Origin of the sequence: Natrinema salifodinae, from assembly GCF_900110455.1 — an archaeon.
GTDB classification, from domain to species: domain Archaea; phylum Halobacteriota; class Halobacteria; order Halobacteriales; family Natrialbaceae; genus Natrinema; species Natrinema salifodinae.
In genome coordinates this window covers 141,491-157,867 of sequence record NZ_FOIS01000003.1, presented here as the reverse complement: position 1 = coordinate 157,867, position 16,377 = coordinate 141,491, and the positions used below count along the sequence as shown (strand labels likewise).

Genomic DNA, 16,377 nt, shown 5'->3' with positions numbered 1-16,377 from the left:
ACAGGCAGCATACTGATACATGAGTCACCAGTGCCCTGAGTGCGGTGACACCTTCGAATCTGAAAAGGGTAGGAACCTCCACCATTATCACAAACATGGCTCATCCCTTGTTACTGATACTATTGTTTGCGCAAACTGTGGAGATGAGTTCGAATACTATAGCGGCAATTCTAACGGAGTATTTTGCTCGAGGTCGTGTCTACAGGAGGACGATATCGGTCGGTGCGAAACGTCGTGTGATTACTGCGGCGACCAATTCGAATACTATCCAAGTTCGGAACCCGGTAACTACTGTTCGGCCTCCTGCAAAGCAAAGGATAAAACAGGGAAAGACGCCCCGAATTGGGGCGGGGGTGCGGTGAAGAAAACATGCGTGATCTGTAGTAATCAGTTCAGCGCCAAACGGTCCGTTAGCGACCGTCGTAAGACCTGCTCGAAGTCTTGTCTCGGTATTTTAAATTCGGATCAGTTGTCGGGCAAGAACCACCCGCGGTGGAAGGGTGGGAGTGTGGGAATTGCATACGGCCGTACATGGACGACGGTGCGAGGAGAAGTGAAGGGAGACGTTTGCCAGATGCCAGGGTGTGAGAAAACAGAGACAGAAAGCGGGAGAGCTCTCCACGTCCACCATCAAATCCCTGTCCGCTACTTCGATAACCCGGATGACGCACACTTCGAGAAGAACCTCATTACATTGTGCGCCGAGCATCATGTCGGAGAGGCTGGACTTGAGAATCGGGATTCTAAGCCGATACGACCACCACTGAAGCAGGAGGTGAATGCGCAGTGACGGTCTCCTTCACGACCGATTTGCCCGATGCCAGCGGCCTCTTGCTCGACGCCTCGAATCCCGAGTCGCTGACCGCGACGTGGGAAGACGCGCTCAACAACGGCGAGTACCGAATCGAGTTGCGCGACGACGATCCCGACGGCGACCATCCACCCTACCAGCACGAAGCGACTGTCGGCTACCAGACCTTCGAGTACGTCATCGACGGCATCCTCGGCGGCGAGCAGTATTCCGTCCGGATCCGATCGCAGACTGACCATAAGACCGGCTCATGGCTGAGCGCCGAGGAAATCACTAAACTCCTGGGCTCGGATAGTGTTTCGGTCGACAGCGTCTCCACAACCTCCGTCACGCTAAGCTGGACTATCAACAACGACTTCCGCGGATCGCATCAACTCTATCGGCGTCGGACCGACTACGACTACGACGTCAACGAATGGCGCCTCGTCGAGTCATTCGTCGACGATGCAGCCTCAGGGGTCGATGAGACTGCACAGCCCGATCGCGAGTACGAGTACCTTCTCCGAACTCGAACACAGTGGCAGTACGCAGATAGTCCGGAGACCGTTACGGCCACGACGGACAGTGTCGGCCTCAAGGACCGCGCCGTCCCGCCGCGGGGCTGGTACGCCGAGGCCAATCATCCTTCCGGAACGACGCTCACGCCGCAGATCCTCGACGATGCAACCCTTCTGCCGCGGCTGAACGCGCTCCCAGAGGCACGGATCCCGATCCCGAAAGGCGAGACCTATCTCGACGCGGATCTCGAGGGCGCCGCCATGCGTGTCTGGAAGGACGGCGATCGTCGCCCGGTCGGCGAGATCGAGGAGGTCTCGGTCGCTCCCGGCCGCGACGAACTGGTCGGCATCGGGGGCACGCAACTCGAGCGTCGCGTCCAGGAGGACGTCATCGCCGAGCCGGCGCACGACCTCGCCGAGCGGCTGGTCGAGGAGTACACCGACTACGCCGCGCACGTCGACCCACCCGAGAGCGAGGTGACCCAAGCGCTGGCACAGAACCCTGCCAGTGCCGACGAGTGGCACAACGTCACGGAGTTCACCCCTCTCGACGAGATCCCGATCGGCGTGACCGACGCTGGCGAGATCACCATCCAGGACTCGAACGTCCTGCTGAACATCAGCAACGAGACGCTCTACGAGTCGGGGACTGGGTCCCCAATATCGTCGCCTGACCACATCGGCCAGAATTACCTTACCTATCAGAACAGAGACGATTACGACGAATTCGGCCCCTTCGAGATCGACTACCAGATCAGCGGCGCCGACCTCCGGATCGCAGCCTACCTCGAAACCGAGTCGGATCCGGCAGCGCTCGAGGCGGCACTGATCGATCACGAGACCGACGCTGAGATCGGCCGGATCACGCTTGTCGATACCACGACCGAGAGCGGGCTGCTCTGGTACACGAGCGACGGGAGCGATAGCAGCAATTTGTTCGACAACATCGGGACGGAGCCGTGGACCGACGGCGACGTCGGGCCCGGGACCTACCGCCTTCGGATCGACGTCGCGTTCGAGTTTGAGGGCGCGGTCGACGTCTCCGGCGTCTCGATCCACGACACGCAATACGTCTACGAGTGGGACAACGACGTCGACAACGAGGGCGGGATCGACTACCCCCAGACCAAGCCCGACTTCGAGAGTGTCGTCCTCGACGCCTACCAGGCCGTCCTCTCGGTCCGCGGCGGCGACCTCGACATCGACATCGACGATACTGGCGGCCAGCAGTCGGTCGGCCTCTCGAACGACGGCCTCACCTTCGTCCGCGAGTCCAACTCGGCGACCGTCAGCGCTGAGTTCGCGGACCTCACCGGCGAACTGTTCGTCGAGCTTGGCCTCTCCCGGTACGGCGACGCCGGCACGGGGGCGATCCCCCGCTACGGCACCGAGGGCCAGACCGTCGACAGCTACGAGTTGACGGCACTGCTCGACGACACGCCGATCATCCTCAACCGCAACTTCGATGGCGACCTCAAAGACATCCTCGCGACGATCGCCGAGGACTCCGACTCGCTGTACGAAGTCCGACAGGACGGCGACCAGACGGTCGTCGAGTGGGCCCAGCCTGGCCAGCGGACGGCCGGTTCCGATCCGGCGGTCCAGCCCGACTACGAGGTCACAAAAGAGTCCCGGCGGATCCTCAAGGCGATCGTTAAGGGCGGCCGGGCGCGCGTCGAAGACGAGTCGATCGTTGCCGAGTCCGGAACGGCGGTCGTTCTCGAGGAGACCGACGTCATCGCCGGGACCGAGCGGGTTCGCAGCGCCGACAACGGCACGCAGTACCGCCCCAACCTCGACTACCAGCTGCGGACCGGCGCCGGCGAGCTGGACATCCCCGAGGCTGGCGGGATCGACGCCGGCGAGGAGCTGGTGGTCGACTACGATTACAACGTCTCCGGGTCGTACGAGCATCCCGACTTCGACGGCGACCCGCGGACCGAGATCGTCGAGGACATCCCCCAGGCCTCGAGCGAGCGGGCCTGCACACAGGCTTCTCGCGCCCTCGTCGACGAGCTGAGTGAGCCGCGCTACGAGGCCGACGTGACGATCCCTGCCGGTGAGGAGATCAGCGGGCTGATCGAGACGCTCGACCTCGAGGACATCCCCGGCGATGCGATGGTAGTCTACGACGTCAAGGAAAGTCCCGACGGGTTGCAGTTGCGTCTGGGGAGTCGAAATCGTGTGGACGAGACCGTCCAACGTATGCAGTCCCGGTTAGAGGCGACAAGCGAGCGGGTCTAACTACAGTACAGTGCCTTGCTACTACTTAGACGACCAATAAAAGAAAACCGCGGAAATTAGGGGGCCGGACGTGTGTCCGGTGATTCTACAGCTTAGTTGTCGCGGCGCAGGGCCAGCAGCGCAGCGGCGAGCAGCGCGACAGCAGCGACGCTGACACCGAAGCCGGGGGTGCCGTCTTCGCCGTCATCGCCGTCGGAGCCGCTGTCGTCCGAGCCACTGTCGTCGGAGCCACTGTCGTCCGAGCCGCTGTCGTCGGAGCCACTGTCGTCGGAACCGGAGTCGTCACCGGTGTCGTCAGTGGACTCTTCTTCGACGGTCAGCGTGCCGGAGTCGGAAGCGTCGTTCGCGTGGACGTTCCAGACGAGGTCACCAGCTTCGCTGGTGTCGAACTCGTAGCTGTCGGTGAATTCCTGACCGGCTTCGAGTTCGAGCTCGTCACTCACAACAGTGTCATCGTTGACGTCGATGTGGTAGTCGACGGTCTCGGTGGCGTCGCCGTTGTTGGTGACGGTCACGTCGAGCGTCGCGTCTTCGTCGACGTTGACGGCCGAGGGTGCGTCACCGGAGACGTCGATGGCGACCACAGGCTCGTCAGCTGCCGTGAGGTTGACATCCGTGAGTTCGTCGTTCACGGAGGAATCATAGCGATCCTCGACGTAGAGGTCGAAGGTGGAGCCAGGGGTCTCCTCGCTGAGGTCGAACTCAGCGGCGAACTGGTGGTTGCCGTCGTCGCCAGCGGTGACGACTGCGTCAGCCACCTGAACGAAGCCGCCCTGATCGGTCGGCGAGTCGGCTTCAGCGCTGAGTTCCGTACCGGGTGCGACCGTGGTCGTACCGGTTGCGGTTGCGTCTTCAGCAGCAGGGAGCGACTCAATCGCGTCCCACTCGACTTCACGGTCCTCGATCGAGATCGTGGACTCGTGGCCGAATGTCTCATCTTCATCGTCAACGTAGGTGTTCGCCTGCGTGACGTTGAACGAGAAGTCGTAGGTCTCGCCCGTCTCTAGCTCCTTAGCACCCTCAGGGACGTCGACTTTGAGGATGAGGTCGCCACTGTACTCATCGACAGTGATGCCGGTGAGTTCAAGCGACTCGTCATCGTCGTTCTCAGTAAGAGTGCTCGAGTTCCAGGCCGTAGCGGTGCCGATGGGGCCCGAGTTCTGTTCGGTGAGTTCCACGAAGATACCCTCGCTGGTAAGGGCACCCTCGAGGGAACTGCCATCGTTCGCGATGTCTTCGATAAGTCCCTCTGCACCGAAGTCTTCGACGCTGACGATGAGGTGGTCACCTTCGGCGATCGTGTTCGTTTCAGTGACCGTGGTGTCCTCAAAGTCGTCGACGGTCTCCAGAGTGTCAGATTCCGGTGCGGTGCTAGTCGTCACGTCACCGATTTCCGCGCGGTCCTGAACGACTAGTCGATCTCGGTCGTGTTCGTTGGCGAGATCGTAATCGTCAGAAGAGCTCGAGTCAAGCTCGTCACCGATCGACAGGTCCCAGTTGTAGCTGGGGAGCGGGTCCTCAGGGTCGAACCCGTCGGCGGTGTAGACGCTCGTGTCGCTCTCAGCGATCTCAGCGTCGGAATCCTCGTGGACGCTCCACGGGTTATCGTGCACGTCGTGCGTGTCGAACTGAACGACGACTTCTTCTTCTTCGACGTTCGTCAGCTCGGCGTGCGTAGCGTATCCGTACTCAGTGCCACCGAAGGTAATAACGGGGGTGCTGCCCTCTGCAACATCAACGGTGATGTTGGCGATCTCGCCCTGGGTGGTCTGCTCAACGTCAGTGAAGGCGTAGTCGAGGCGAGAATCAGTTACCTCGACTGTTGCAGTGTCGGATGCGGCCGAATCCGTCACATCGAAGGTGAGGTTGTATTCACCAGCGTCGAGGTCAGCATTGCTGAAGTCGGCGGTCAGTTCCGTCGAGTCGCCGTCCTCAATGGCGACATCTAGCGCAACCGTACCGTCGTTGGTCTCGCTGTCAGCGAAGAGTCGCTCAAGCTCACTCGTTTCGAGATTATCAGAGGTGACGTTCACCCACTGGGCGTCACGCTCGGACTCGAAGGTAATAGGAACAGCTTCGTCGTCTGAGCTGACGGTGTCACGCGTGAATTCGACGTTGAGATTCTCGGATTCAACCCAGAATTCTGTGTCGTTCCAGGTGTTCCCGTCCGTCTGAATGTGGTATGGTTCACCGGTTTCGAAGTCATCAGCGTTGACCTCGAAAGTACCCATATTATCATCGCCGACCTTGACAGTCGTCACGTAGTTATCGCTGCCAGAGAGTCCGGAGTGGATCTCAAACCCGGACTGGTCGGTGAACTCGCCGACAGTTACCTCTTGACCTAGCCAGAGATCGTCTCCGTCTAATCCACCATCTCCATCAGGAGAGGTGTACACTACGTCATTAGTTGCACTTGCCGGTTGCTTTGCTGCCACACCGCCCGCGAATGCCGCGGACATTGCGACAACGGACATGACCATCAGCGCGGCCAGGACGACTGCACGTCCCTTTTCGCGGTAGGTCGTTTCGCTTGTCATGTATTGTATGTATGTTGTCTGTGTATTTTGCGCGCAATTCACTGGAAGGCGACTACCAGCATCCGTTCGACACATCGTCGCGTAACTACCAGCCTCCCGGGTTAGGGGTACTCAGCAGTCGTCCAAGACACGGCATAAGTCTTGTGATCTTATAAGTCCAAGAACATATATATCGAATTGGATTAAGAAACGCCGATGAACGTCTCTACTGCCGATTTGCAAGGAATCATATGGAATCTAATCTTTCATCGCCGTAAGAGTAATACGGATATAGACCCAAGCTAATTATGTGGGAGGAATCCCCACGTAACACCCATTTACTGGGCGTTTCGCACTGTACGGGGGCTAGCTACCGGGTAGGGACCGTAGCTTTTCTCCCCGCAGTGCGATTTTAATGCCAGTCAGACGGAGATCTTCTCTCACACCTTTCTCAACAGAGTTCTCTCTATTGTGGTCTATGTCCAATCGACTATGCCGACATTATTATTTCCATTACCTATCTCTAACAGCAATAATTAAATAAAACTGTATTATAGGACATCCTGTAATATGTCGAACCAATCAGGTAGCTCAAACAGGATAAATTCAAGTACAATTTCGCGTCGAACCGCCCTCAAATCAATCGGTGCAGGCTCTGTTGCGTTCGCTGGACTTACGTCGACAGCTGTTGCAGCCACATCTAAGGGAGAATTTGAGTTCCACCTATACCTGCGAAACGGTACCGACCATGAATACCAAATGGCTGATAACGAAATCCGGTGGGCTCTGTGGGATGCCTTTGAACACATCTATCAGGTGTCTCAGGACTACGATACGTCATATAGCGCAATTCGAATTATTCTCCATGACGATGTGAATGTAGAATTAGACGATAGCGGCGACGCTAGTGACTTTTACGACAACAGTGATGGCGTACTCGAACAATGGCATGATAACTTTGAGGACTACACTGACGCTGATAAAGGGAATCACCTCCTACTTGATGAACGGCACGAATACTCGGATGCCGCACGAGTTACTGAAATTGGTAGTGACTACGAACCTGCGTTTGAGCAACGGCGGTCTGCAGTGATTGGCGTCGGTGGTAATCCGGAGATCGCGAGAGGCCTGGCGGTGATGGAAGCACTCCACAACCTCATCGACTCGGAGTCAGTCAGCGAGGTTCAGGACATGATTGATAGTGGTGGCCACATGCACGAGCATGATCTTGGAACGCTTCAGTTTGGTCCAGATTACGATGGTGAAGTCACTCCAATGGCATGTCTCTATACTGGCGGTGAAGGGAGTGAGGTCTGGGAGAAGTACAACGAAGGCCGGGACGTGACCTATCATGTTGAGCACGGTCAGTGCAGTGTTGATCGTGACTACTGGAATGGCGAATACACCGTAATTCCATCTGAGTGTACGATTGACGCAGTGAAGTATACCCGAGACGCACTCTACAGCCTGTAACGCGTCCGTCCGGCGGCTATTTTTCGTATTGATCTTGAGTGAGTGGTGTGATACTGACCAAGACATCGCTCTTCATGGCAACTTCTCTGGAGAAGGACTCAATCGTCGACCCCCTTGGGTACACAGATTACTCGGGGCCGACGGAAATCGATTTGTGTGAGTAGACTATATTAGCCTTCAGAGCCGGAATTTCGGCATGGTTTCAGACGAACCCTTGTGGGGTTGAAGCTCCTACGACCCGTACCACGAATACTACACTGAGTTCCGTTTCAGACGAACCTTGTGGAGTTGAAGCCGCCACGTCCCTCGAGAACCGTCCGATCAGGCTGTTTCAGACGAACCCTTGTGGGGTTGAAGCGTCTGGTTCGCGCCGGTCGCGTACTACAGCGTGGTTTCAGACGAACCCTTGTTGGGTTGAAGCTACCTTTGCCTCCGGGAGCCACGCGACACGCGCCGGTTTCAGACGAACCCTTGTAGGGTCCTCGAGCAATACCGTGACGTTCGAGGGAACGGTAGAGTGTTTCAGATGAATCTTTGTAGGGTCGAAACATGCTTGATCTGCAGTGCGAGCGCACGTCTCAATTTTGATTCACAAAGGCCATCAAAATTAGCCCCAATTACAGCACCTACATTCTCAGCTAATGTTGGCCGGATCCGGGAGTCTCGATCAGTCGTCTGTGGACTTCCAACTGACCGATAGAACAGTTGTATTCACAGGTCCTCTTTCGCGGCGGCTTCATATGGTAACCGCAGTCACTGAATACCGAAGACTGGATGATAGGGCTGTTCGCGGGCATCCAGAATCAGATAAGTCGAGGCTCCCGCTGTAACCTTGTGTTCCCATGTGCTTGGATCAGTATTGACCTGCGCACCCGGATGCGAAAAAATTTCGTTCACATCAACATCGTCAGTAAGCAAGTTGTCCTGTTCTCGATCAGTGAGGCATGCAACAACATCCTCGTAGCCCTCGATTTCGTTGATCATATGTTCGTTCTCCAACGCGGACATCGAAGCTTTGTCGATGGCAACAGCGAGCTGCTCATCGCCAGGCTCCAGTGGTCCCTCGAACAGAGATATATAAAAATCGGATATTGTTTCGGAAACCATTGTCGACTCATCTATCGTGCCGTCGTCATCCGCGTGCTGTCGAAGGATGCGTCCAGTCTGTCGAAGGAGAGGAAGTACGTCGCCGCCGTCGCCGCCGTGGATCACCAGCGAGGGGATTCCAGCTCCGTTCTCTGGATTGCTGAGCCGCCAGACAATCACATCACCCGTTGTAGTGCCGAACGAACGGTTGCATCGGCCACCGGACTGGACAATATTAGGGATCGGGGCATAGTCGCGAAACACAGTGTCGAAGCTAACGTCAACACCGGCTTCAACGATACTCGTAGAGACGAGGATAACTGAAATGTCACAACTGAGTAGCGGATCGGGATTATCCGAATCGCCTGCCCCATCATCGTAAAGGGCATCAATAATCAGCGAGCGGTCATCTGGCCGGATATCTCCAGAGAGATACGCATAAACGGTGTCGGAATCATACCTATTTACGGAATCAAGGGCAAACTGTCGAAGTTCGGTGGGTGATGGCAGATCTCCAGATTGTGTTACGTATTCGTGGATTATCTGCCCTAATTCAACAGGACTGCCTGTATCTGACATTTCTGTTGGCACTACGTGCCGGTAGAGGTTTTTTGCGCTTTCCCGTGTGTTACAGACAGCAAGAACATCCTTGCTATCAGTAGCTGCCGCAGCTATGCGGTTCCCTGCAGTTGAGTACTCAATAGTTGCAGCGTCGTCCCCCCACTCTGCTTGGACGCTGTCATCAATCCGATAGGTGACCCGCGGGTTTTCAGCAAGGAAATCAGTATACTTCTCAGTGTTGTCCGTCAGTTCCCGTGTTTCGAGTGTCTGTGATCCATATTTGACGAGTCCTGGCTGGGTAGCTGTCATAAGGATGACTGTGGCCTCGTACGTGTCGACAAGCAACTCGACGAGTTTGGGGACTATCTGCCACCAGTTCTCGGGAATTGCTTGTGGTTCATCGATCACGACGACAGCTTTATCGAGTGACGGAACGCGAGTCGCCTGTCTTGCGGTGGGGGCTGTTAGCGACTCGAAGAGTTGGACGGTCGTGGTGAGAGTGAGACCGCTCAGCCACGACTCCGCATGGAGGGCGCCCGGGGAACGCCCGATGTCGGCGTCAGTGTATTCATCGCTGATCCCAGTGTAGGTGTCTGTGAGGTGATGATGTAACGTGAACGACGAACTGTAGGGACTGACACCAAATACGGACTGGATCTCTCTTGCAACCTGATCAAGGATACTCGTGTAGGGGAGGACGTACACTAGCTGACTCTCGCTAATATCGGCAGCGCGGAGGCCAGCCGATATTCCAGCATATGTTTTACCGAATCCAGTTGGTAGCGTTATTAGACCTACATCGTCGGAGTCGACGAGATCTTCGACGTTCGTTGTGGCCTCTTCTCGAGCTTGATCTCGGAGCTCATTGAGGTCTGCCAATATTCCTTCCTCATCATCGAGATCGTTGACGTGGTCGATCAGCTTACTCCGATCAGGAAGGCTTCCACCAAGGTCGCCATCCTTGAGCCCGCTTGCCGCTGTCTGATCGGCGAATTTGAGCGCCGTCCAGAGTATTATCACGTCTACATAGTAGTCATCTCTGGGAGAGCCATTGCCCATCCGGGCGAAATACATGAGATGGTCGTGTGCCCCATCGATGGGGTCCATGCGACAGTCAGACCACTCACGGAAATCATCCCACGATCCTTCTCCGTCGGTCGCAGCACGAATAATTCGGTCAGCCCTCTCCGGCACTTCGTCGCCGATGTTATCGAACTGCTCGCGAACTCGCTCGTATTTCTCCTGTATTCCACAGGTGGTTCGTCCGTAGTTCTCTGCCATCGTAGAGGGTTCTGGAGGAGACTGTGTATCGTGATGGCCCGCAACCACGAGTGTGGCCACTTCAGCCGCGTGATCACTGATCTCGTCATGGGATTCGAGCAGGCAGTATAGAGTAACGAGGGCACTCGGGAAGGCGTGATATCGGTACTCCTTGGATCGCTGGAAAGACTGATCGCGGAGGTATTTCTGCACCCAGCGGCTCAGCTTAGCGAAGTCGTGAGTGAGGCCGATCACTTCTGCGACAGTCGCTGCCGACGTCCCGTCAGCCAGCGTTTGCCCATAACATGCTTCCACCATCCGGTCTGCAACTAACCGGAGATGTCCGCCATCGTCGAATCGCCCTTCTTTGCCGATGAGGAGTGTTGGCTCGTCGGTTCTGGTCTTGGCTGGATGAGAAATGTACTGGTCGAAAGACATGCTTCGTGTGTCAGTAGAAGACGACAGTGTGTTCGCCGACCACGTGTGTCCGGGAGTCGTCTACAGGGAGGGAACCGTCACCGATCGCATACGTGATATTCCCGAATTCGGTCGTGCGCCGGCCACTATCGGTCGCTTCCATGTAGAGCGGTGCCCGCTCGCGCTTGACCGTAACACCTGGTCTGGGGACGACCGCAGAGTCGTCGTATGTGGCGGAGTCGACAGTGTCCGTAGCAGCCGGTTCGACTGAATGGGTCTCGACCGCTCTGATATCGGCGATGCATTCGGAGAGGCCGAGCGACGGCGAGTAGTGGTACCGCGACTTCTCAAGCCGTTCTAACAGCTCGTCGTGAATATCGTTGTCGTCAAGGGCCACGTAGACACGGTACACCGGATCGACGAGCATCTCGTAGGTGTCACGCTGACGATCGTACTCCACGTAGGACTCAGGTGTCAGCATCTCTGCCCCATGGTGCCAGCTCTTCTCGTGCGGAAGGTACTGGATAGCGTCGTCGGCCTTCGTGTTGACAGTTGTAATCCCCATCGTGTAGGTATGGGGCAGATTCTTTGGGACGACAGCGAGTGCAGAGGATTCTGGCGAGAACAGGTCGTAGTAGCTGTTCCGCGGCATTCCCATAATACCTGCGAGCAGACCGGCGACAGTGGTCCGTGGCGGAACACGATAACTGGGCTTGGCGCTGTTGTTTCCAACCTTCCGGAAGTGAGCGAAGTCGGCGGCTACGTCAAACCCGATACAGGTATCAGGAATAAACGCCGAATCTGATGACGCATTCGCCTGGTCGGCTGACGCGGTATCGTCGCCAGCGGCTTCATAGTCAGTAAGGTCTTGCTGCGTCATGATTGACTGATGACAGAGCGCATCAGTTCGTGTACCGCTCGTACACGTCGTATGTGTCGATCGCCTCGGAGCTGAGGGCGTCCTCGAGGGCGGCGTAGAACGCCTCACGGTCGCCCGTCTCCCCCTCAGGGAGCACAAAGTCGACTGCACTGTCGGTTGTGACGTGGACGGTCTTGATTCGGGCCTCGTTATCGGCGAGAGCAGTCACGAGTTCTGAAACATCGAGATGGAAGTCGTCTGTGCCTCGGATCTCGTCCTCTGGTAGGTCACTGGCCACGTCGATTCGGTCGTTGAGCCGGCCGATCTCGAAGCCGTCCTGTTCGTACTCGACGCGGACATAGAGGCGAGGTTGCTGGCCCGCCTTCGACCGTGTGACGGTCTGGTTCTTGAGTGCCCGCCAGCAGAGGGTGTCAAGGCGCTCGACGTCCGTCTCTGTGAGTCGGGTATCCTCGGCAGCGTTGTCGTTGATTCGTCCGCCGAATCCAATGACACCATAGCTGATACGGTTGTCCGTGGCGAACGTACCCTGATCTTTCTTGCTGCCATCATCGTTTTCGTTGGCGATGACGGTAGCGAGCTGCTTGGACTCGGTATTGCGGGCGACCTCGTGATAGCTCCGTCCATGGTTGAACTGCACCGGTCCCTCGAACTGGTCGGGGAGATCGTCGGCGAGATCTGTATCGATCGAGATCGTCGCCCCAAAGTATCGGACGTCGGCGGCAGTTTTGACGAACGCCTTGAGAAGTTCCTCGGGTTCTGCATCTTCGGTGCTGACACCCATCTCTTCCTCGACGTCATCGTACATCTCTTCGCGAGTCAGCACGTCGTCGTTCGGATTCGCGATCAGGACAGCATGGCCGTCCTCTGCAAGTTGGTCGCGGAGATACCGCTTAAGCCGTACATCGGTGACAACGCATTGCCCAGTGACTGGGTCGATACGCGGTTCGTTATCGGCGGTGAGTGGGTCGCCGTTGGGGTTGGTGTCCTTGGCGTCGATGACGAACGCGATTTCGGAGCGGTTCTGGATTGTGTCGTTGGTGTCGTCAGTCATTGTTGATGTCGTGTGTGATGGTTAATTACTTGGCAGCCTGTGCCTCGTTCGCTGCTTCCTCGTCTAGATCCTCGTCTTCGAGTGTGGTGTCGTTCTTTCCGTAGGTGAGCCCGAGACCGTAGTGCATCCGGAGGTCGTCGGTCGAGAGCGACCACTCCTCTGGTGGCCGTCGATGCACAATGTCGTTCAGTCGCTCGATGTAGCGGTCGTTCATCAGCATTCCTGCGCTCTCGGAGTTGTCCGAGTAGTGTGCGTTCTTCTCCAGCACCTTACTGAGGGTGGCGGTGAATCGGCGACGCGTCATTGCGTCGATAGAGTGCTGACGAATAACGGTACGAGAAATGCCTTTTCGGCTTTGATACGCGGCCACGCGACCAACCAGTGCGCCGAGGAGAAACGCTGCACGCCGCTCCTCATCCTCGGCGAGGGCGGGATGGCTGTCGATGAACTGTTCGAGTCGATCGTCTCTGTCGCTGAAGTCAGTTGTCTGAGTCATAGTTTCCTCGCTGATCGGGATTGTTCGAGGGTCATCTGACGATGCATTTCCGAGGATACCCGCGCGAGCGAGGGCTTGCATCTGGACATATTGGCGGGTGAGTAACGACTCGGGCAGTTCGTTCCCCTCTTCGAACGCATTCCGCTGCTCGCTGATCAGTCGGGGCACGTACTGCTTGAGGAGCCAGTCCGGATCGATATGGCCGTCAGAAGCGAGTGAGGTACTCGTTGCCTCCGCACGGATGTCTGTCGTCCCATGGTCGTCCTTGTCCTCATCTGTACTCTGGTGGCGGAAGGTACTCTGAAAATAGCCGCCAGTGAGGACACCGGTAATGACCACCGTATTGTTCTCGGGGCGCAGGTACTTGCTGCCCTGGTCTTCGTCTCCGTTATCGGCTAGTCGACCGTATGGCGGCGAAGGATACAGGGGTGGCCCGCCGCTCTGATCGGGCGTGAGAAGGCTGCCCCGCAGCACCTCGGTCTGTTCCTCCTGGATAGCGCGAATCCGTTTCGGATCAACGCACGGCTCTTCCTCGATGAACTTGCGCTTGTTCCCTGGCGTGTAGCTCGCCACGTAGTGGATCTGAAGATCGTCGTACAGCGGATTGATCGGATTGGTAGCAGCATCTTCGACGACGCTGACTGCTGCTCCGCTGTTGTCGGCGGCGTCCATTGCCAACTCATACAGCGCAACCGCCTGCTCGACCGTTGGATTGGGGACGTACGGGACATAGTATGCTGTCGTATCTTCGCCGAGGATCTGCACGAAATTCTCGAGCAACAGAGTACCGGAAAGGACTGCAAAGGTCGCATCGAGTGTGAGTGGTCGGTTCCGCCAGCTCTCATCAGGATCGAGATTTGGGAACGCTTCTGCCATCTTCCCTTGATACCGTTGGAGTGGAGAGTCACTCATTCCGAATACCTCTCCATCCTCGCCGGTCACTAGACCCCGTGACTCACCGGTCGAGTCCTTGGCTTCGGAGTACTCCCGCATCTGCTTCGCAATCCACCGCTGGCGAGTCGCTTCATTGACCACATCGACTTCTCCAGGGTAGACGTACCCGTCTGTCTCAGGGAGCCTCAACTTGAGCGAAACCACACCACTAAACTCGTCCCCAAACGTGTTCTGAACGAACTCCTCGGCGTCGACGAGCTGGTCAATGAGATCATTGTCGTCTCCGATTGTAGCCAACTGCTCCAGCACCCATCCGTCGGGGTGCTCGTCGGCTACGTCTACAACTGGATCTGACTGAGCCCACGAACTGAACATCTTCTCAAGATACCCCGGACATTTGCTGGCATCTTTCTCCGACGCGTCATGAGCGATGGACATATTATGTCCTGAGGTCCGGCTCGGTTGACGACTGAAGCCGACGCGGAGCATCTTTTCACGGTCGAGAGACTCCGCGACGAACATGGTGTCGCCCGTTCCCCCATCGGTCTCGGTAGCGGTGCCGAATGAGGGTTCATCGCCAGTCAAATCCACGAGAACACTGATGAGACCGACCTCTTGGTCGTAGTAGTCTTGGCGTGACTCGTGGGTCATATGTTCGATGTGTCGCTCGGAAGCGGGAACATAGTACGCTCGCACCGCGTTCAGCGTGTGAAGCTTCCCGTAGAGGTACGCCACATCGTACAACGACGCCATGGAACGATCGAGGAGAATCTCTTCGATGGCCTCTCGATCTCGGTCAGCGTCGAGTGCCACTCTTGTCATGCTTCGTCCATCTGCTTGTTGAGGAAGCCGAAGCCGAGTGGCGTCCGGCGGCCGATGCCGACATCCAGAGCGAGGTTCAGGTGGCGGCGGTGGTGATCATCGCGGATGCGATAGGGGAACCGCCACTTTGAGACCAGTACTGTCCACTCGACACCGCCCGAGAGCTGAATATCGAGCCAGTATTTCTTGATCATCTCGTACTCCTCGAACAGTGGCTCGTCGACCTCTTTCGGCCCCGGATCACCATTCGGCATGAATCGGTCGTGGTTGCGCTGGAGTTGCGTTTCCACGTAGTCGAAGAAGGCTTCCATCCCGTGTTCCGGTCGCCAGAACGTCTCGTCGTCATGCTTATCGGGATTGTCGAGGTACTGTGGCGGAGTAACGGCGTACACACCGGTTGCTGTCTCGAGGGTTCCCTCAGTGCCTGGTGGCCCGACATCTGGGTCAAGCGGCCGGACATCAGTGATATGAAACGGCATCGACCCTGCATGGATCTCCGGATTCTCAAGGAGATCAGCGGTGATGGTCGCTAGCTGATCTTCCCGCGGTGAGGAGACGAGCAACTGTCGTTCGTCGCCTTCATCGAGGTCGCCCCAGGGGAACGGATTAGAGAATGTGAATCCGGGCGTTTCCGCTCCATGTTCGTCGTACTCTGTATCACGGAGCGCATCCCAGATCCGTGCTCGAAGACGGCCGTGGTATTCTGGATCGTAGGCAGCATCCATCTCGGCCGTCAAATCGATGATCACTCGCATTTTGTGGCGGATGTTGATAACCTAACGCAGGAAATAAAAATGTAGTGAAACAAGCAAACATCCGAACAGACCTCTCGGCCAGTAGCGTAATTTCATCCACAGGTTCTGTTAGACCACGGATTTCGAATCTATACTGTTCACGCGATCGGCGGTCTTAGTTGTCCGTCAACCCCCCAAGGTTAGCAGGCTATTGAAGGTCGACGGAAATCGATTTGTATGAGTGGACTCTAGGACTGCTCACAGCCGACATTCCGGCATGGTTTCAGACGAACCCTTGTAGGGTCGAAGCAACAGACAAGAGACGATGGGCGACAACCACAGCGTTTCAGACGAACCCTTGTAGGGTCGAAGCAATGAGCCGACCCCGGTGCGGGCGATCACCAGACCGTTTCAGACGAACCCTTGTAGGGTCGAAGCTGGACGACGTCGATCCCGTCGTCGAACGTCAGCGTGTTTCAGACGAACCCTTGTAGGGTCGAAGCCTCGGGCTCGGCATCTTCGGGTCGGACGAATCGGGTTTCAGACGAACCCTTGTAGGGTCGAAGCACTTCGTCGCCGCCGTCGGTGACCGAGAGCGAACCGTTTCAGACGAACCCTTGTAGGGTCGAAGCAGC

The 16,377-nt window shown here is 56.9% G+C and carries 8 protein-coding genes and 1 CRISPR repeat array; of the genes, 2 read left to right on the top strand and 6 right to left on the bottom strand.

Features of this window, described 5'->3' with window-relative positions; translation table 11 throughout:
* The first annotated feature begins 786 nt into the window (after window positions 1-786).
* On the top strand, window positions 787-3,552 hold the full coding sequence (locus tag BMY29_RS10810; protein ID WP_049992279.1) for a fibronectin type III domain-containing protein: 2,766 nt from the start codon (window positions 787-789) through the stop codon (window positions 3,550-3,552).
* Window positions 3,553-3,644: 92 nt separating this feature from the next.
* Here BMY29_RS10810 and BMY29_RS10805 read toward each other — a convergent pair whose 3' ends face one another.
* Window positions 3,645-6,089, bottom strand: a complete 2,445-nt coding sequence (locus BMY29_RS10805) for a BGTF surface domain-containing protein (RefSeq protein WP_074854708.1) — start codon at window positions 6,087-6,089, stop codon at window positions 3,645-3,647.
* 738 nt (window positions 6,090-6,827) lie between these two features.
* Between BMY29_RS10805 and BMY29_RS10800 the strand changes: the two genes are divergently transcribed.
* A complete protein-coding gene (locus BMY29_RS10800; RefSeq protein ID WP_049992244.1) occupies window positions 6,828-7,541 on the top strand; it encodes a hypothetical protein in 714 nt (237 codons plus the stop codon).
* A 753-nt stretch (window positions 7,542-8,294) separates the two neighbouring features.
* On the opposite strand, the gene BMY29_RS10795 is transcribed toward BMY29_RS10800, so the two are convergent.
* Genes BMY29_RS10795 through cas6 form a run of 5 tightly spaced genes read right to left on the bottom strand, consistent with a single transcriptional unit; the run spans window position 8,295 to window position 15,763 of the window.
* Window positions 8,295-10,886, bottom strand: a complete 2,592-nt coding sequence (locus tag BMY29_RS10795) for a CRISPR-associated endonuclease Cas3'' (RefSeq protein WP_049992245.1) — start codon at window positions 10,884-10,886, stop codon at window positions 8,295-8,297.
* Between the two features lie 10 nt (window positions 10,887-10,896).
* Window positions 10,897-11,745: a type I-B CRISPR-associated protein Cas5b gene (gene cas5b, locus BMY29_RS10790; RefSeq protein ID WP_049992246.1), complete on the bottom strand. Its 849-nt coding sequence runs from the start codon at window positions 11,743-11,745 to the stop codon at window positions 10,897-10,899.
* A 22-nt stretch (window positions 11,746-11,767) separates the two neighbouring features.
* Window positions 11,768-12,796, bottom strand: a complete 1,029-nt coding sequence (gene cas7b, locus BMY29_RS10785; protein ID WP_049992247.1) for a type I-B CRISPR-associated protein Cas7/Csh2 — start codon at window positions 12,794-12,796, stop codon at window positions 11,768-11,770.
* Between the two features lie 25 nt (window positions 12,797-12,821).
* The gene (locus BMY29_RS10780) at window positions 12,822-15,008 is read right to left on the bottom strand and encodes a TM1802 family CRISPR-associated protein (RefSeq protein WP_049992248.1); all 2,187 of its coding nucleotides are present in this window, start codon (window positions 15,006-15,008) and stop codon (window positions 12,822-12,824) included.
* Window positions 15,005-15,763: a CRISPR-associated endoribonuclease Cas6 gene (gene cas6 / locus BMY29_RS10775; protein WP_049992249.1), complete on the bottom strand. Its 759-nt coding sequence runs from the start codon at window positions 15,761-15,763 to the stop codon at window positions 15,005-15,007. Before cas6 ends, BMY29_RS10780 begins: the two co-directional genes overlap by 4 nt.
* A gap of 259 nt (window positions 15,764-16,022) precedes the next feature.
* Window positions 16,023-16,374: direct repeats of the CRISPR family, unit length 30 nt; unit sequence GTTTCAGACGAACCCTTGTAGGGTCGAAGC.
* Window positions 16,375-16,377: the final 3 nt, after the last annotated feature.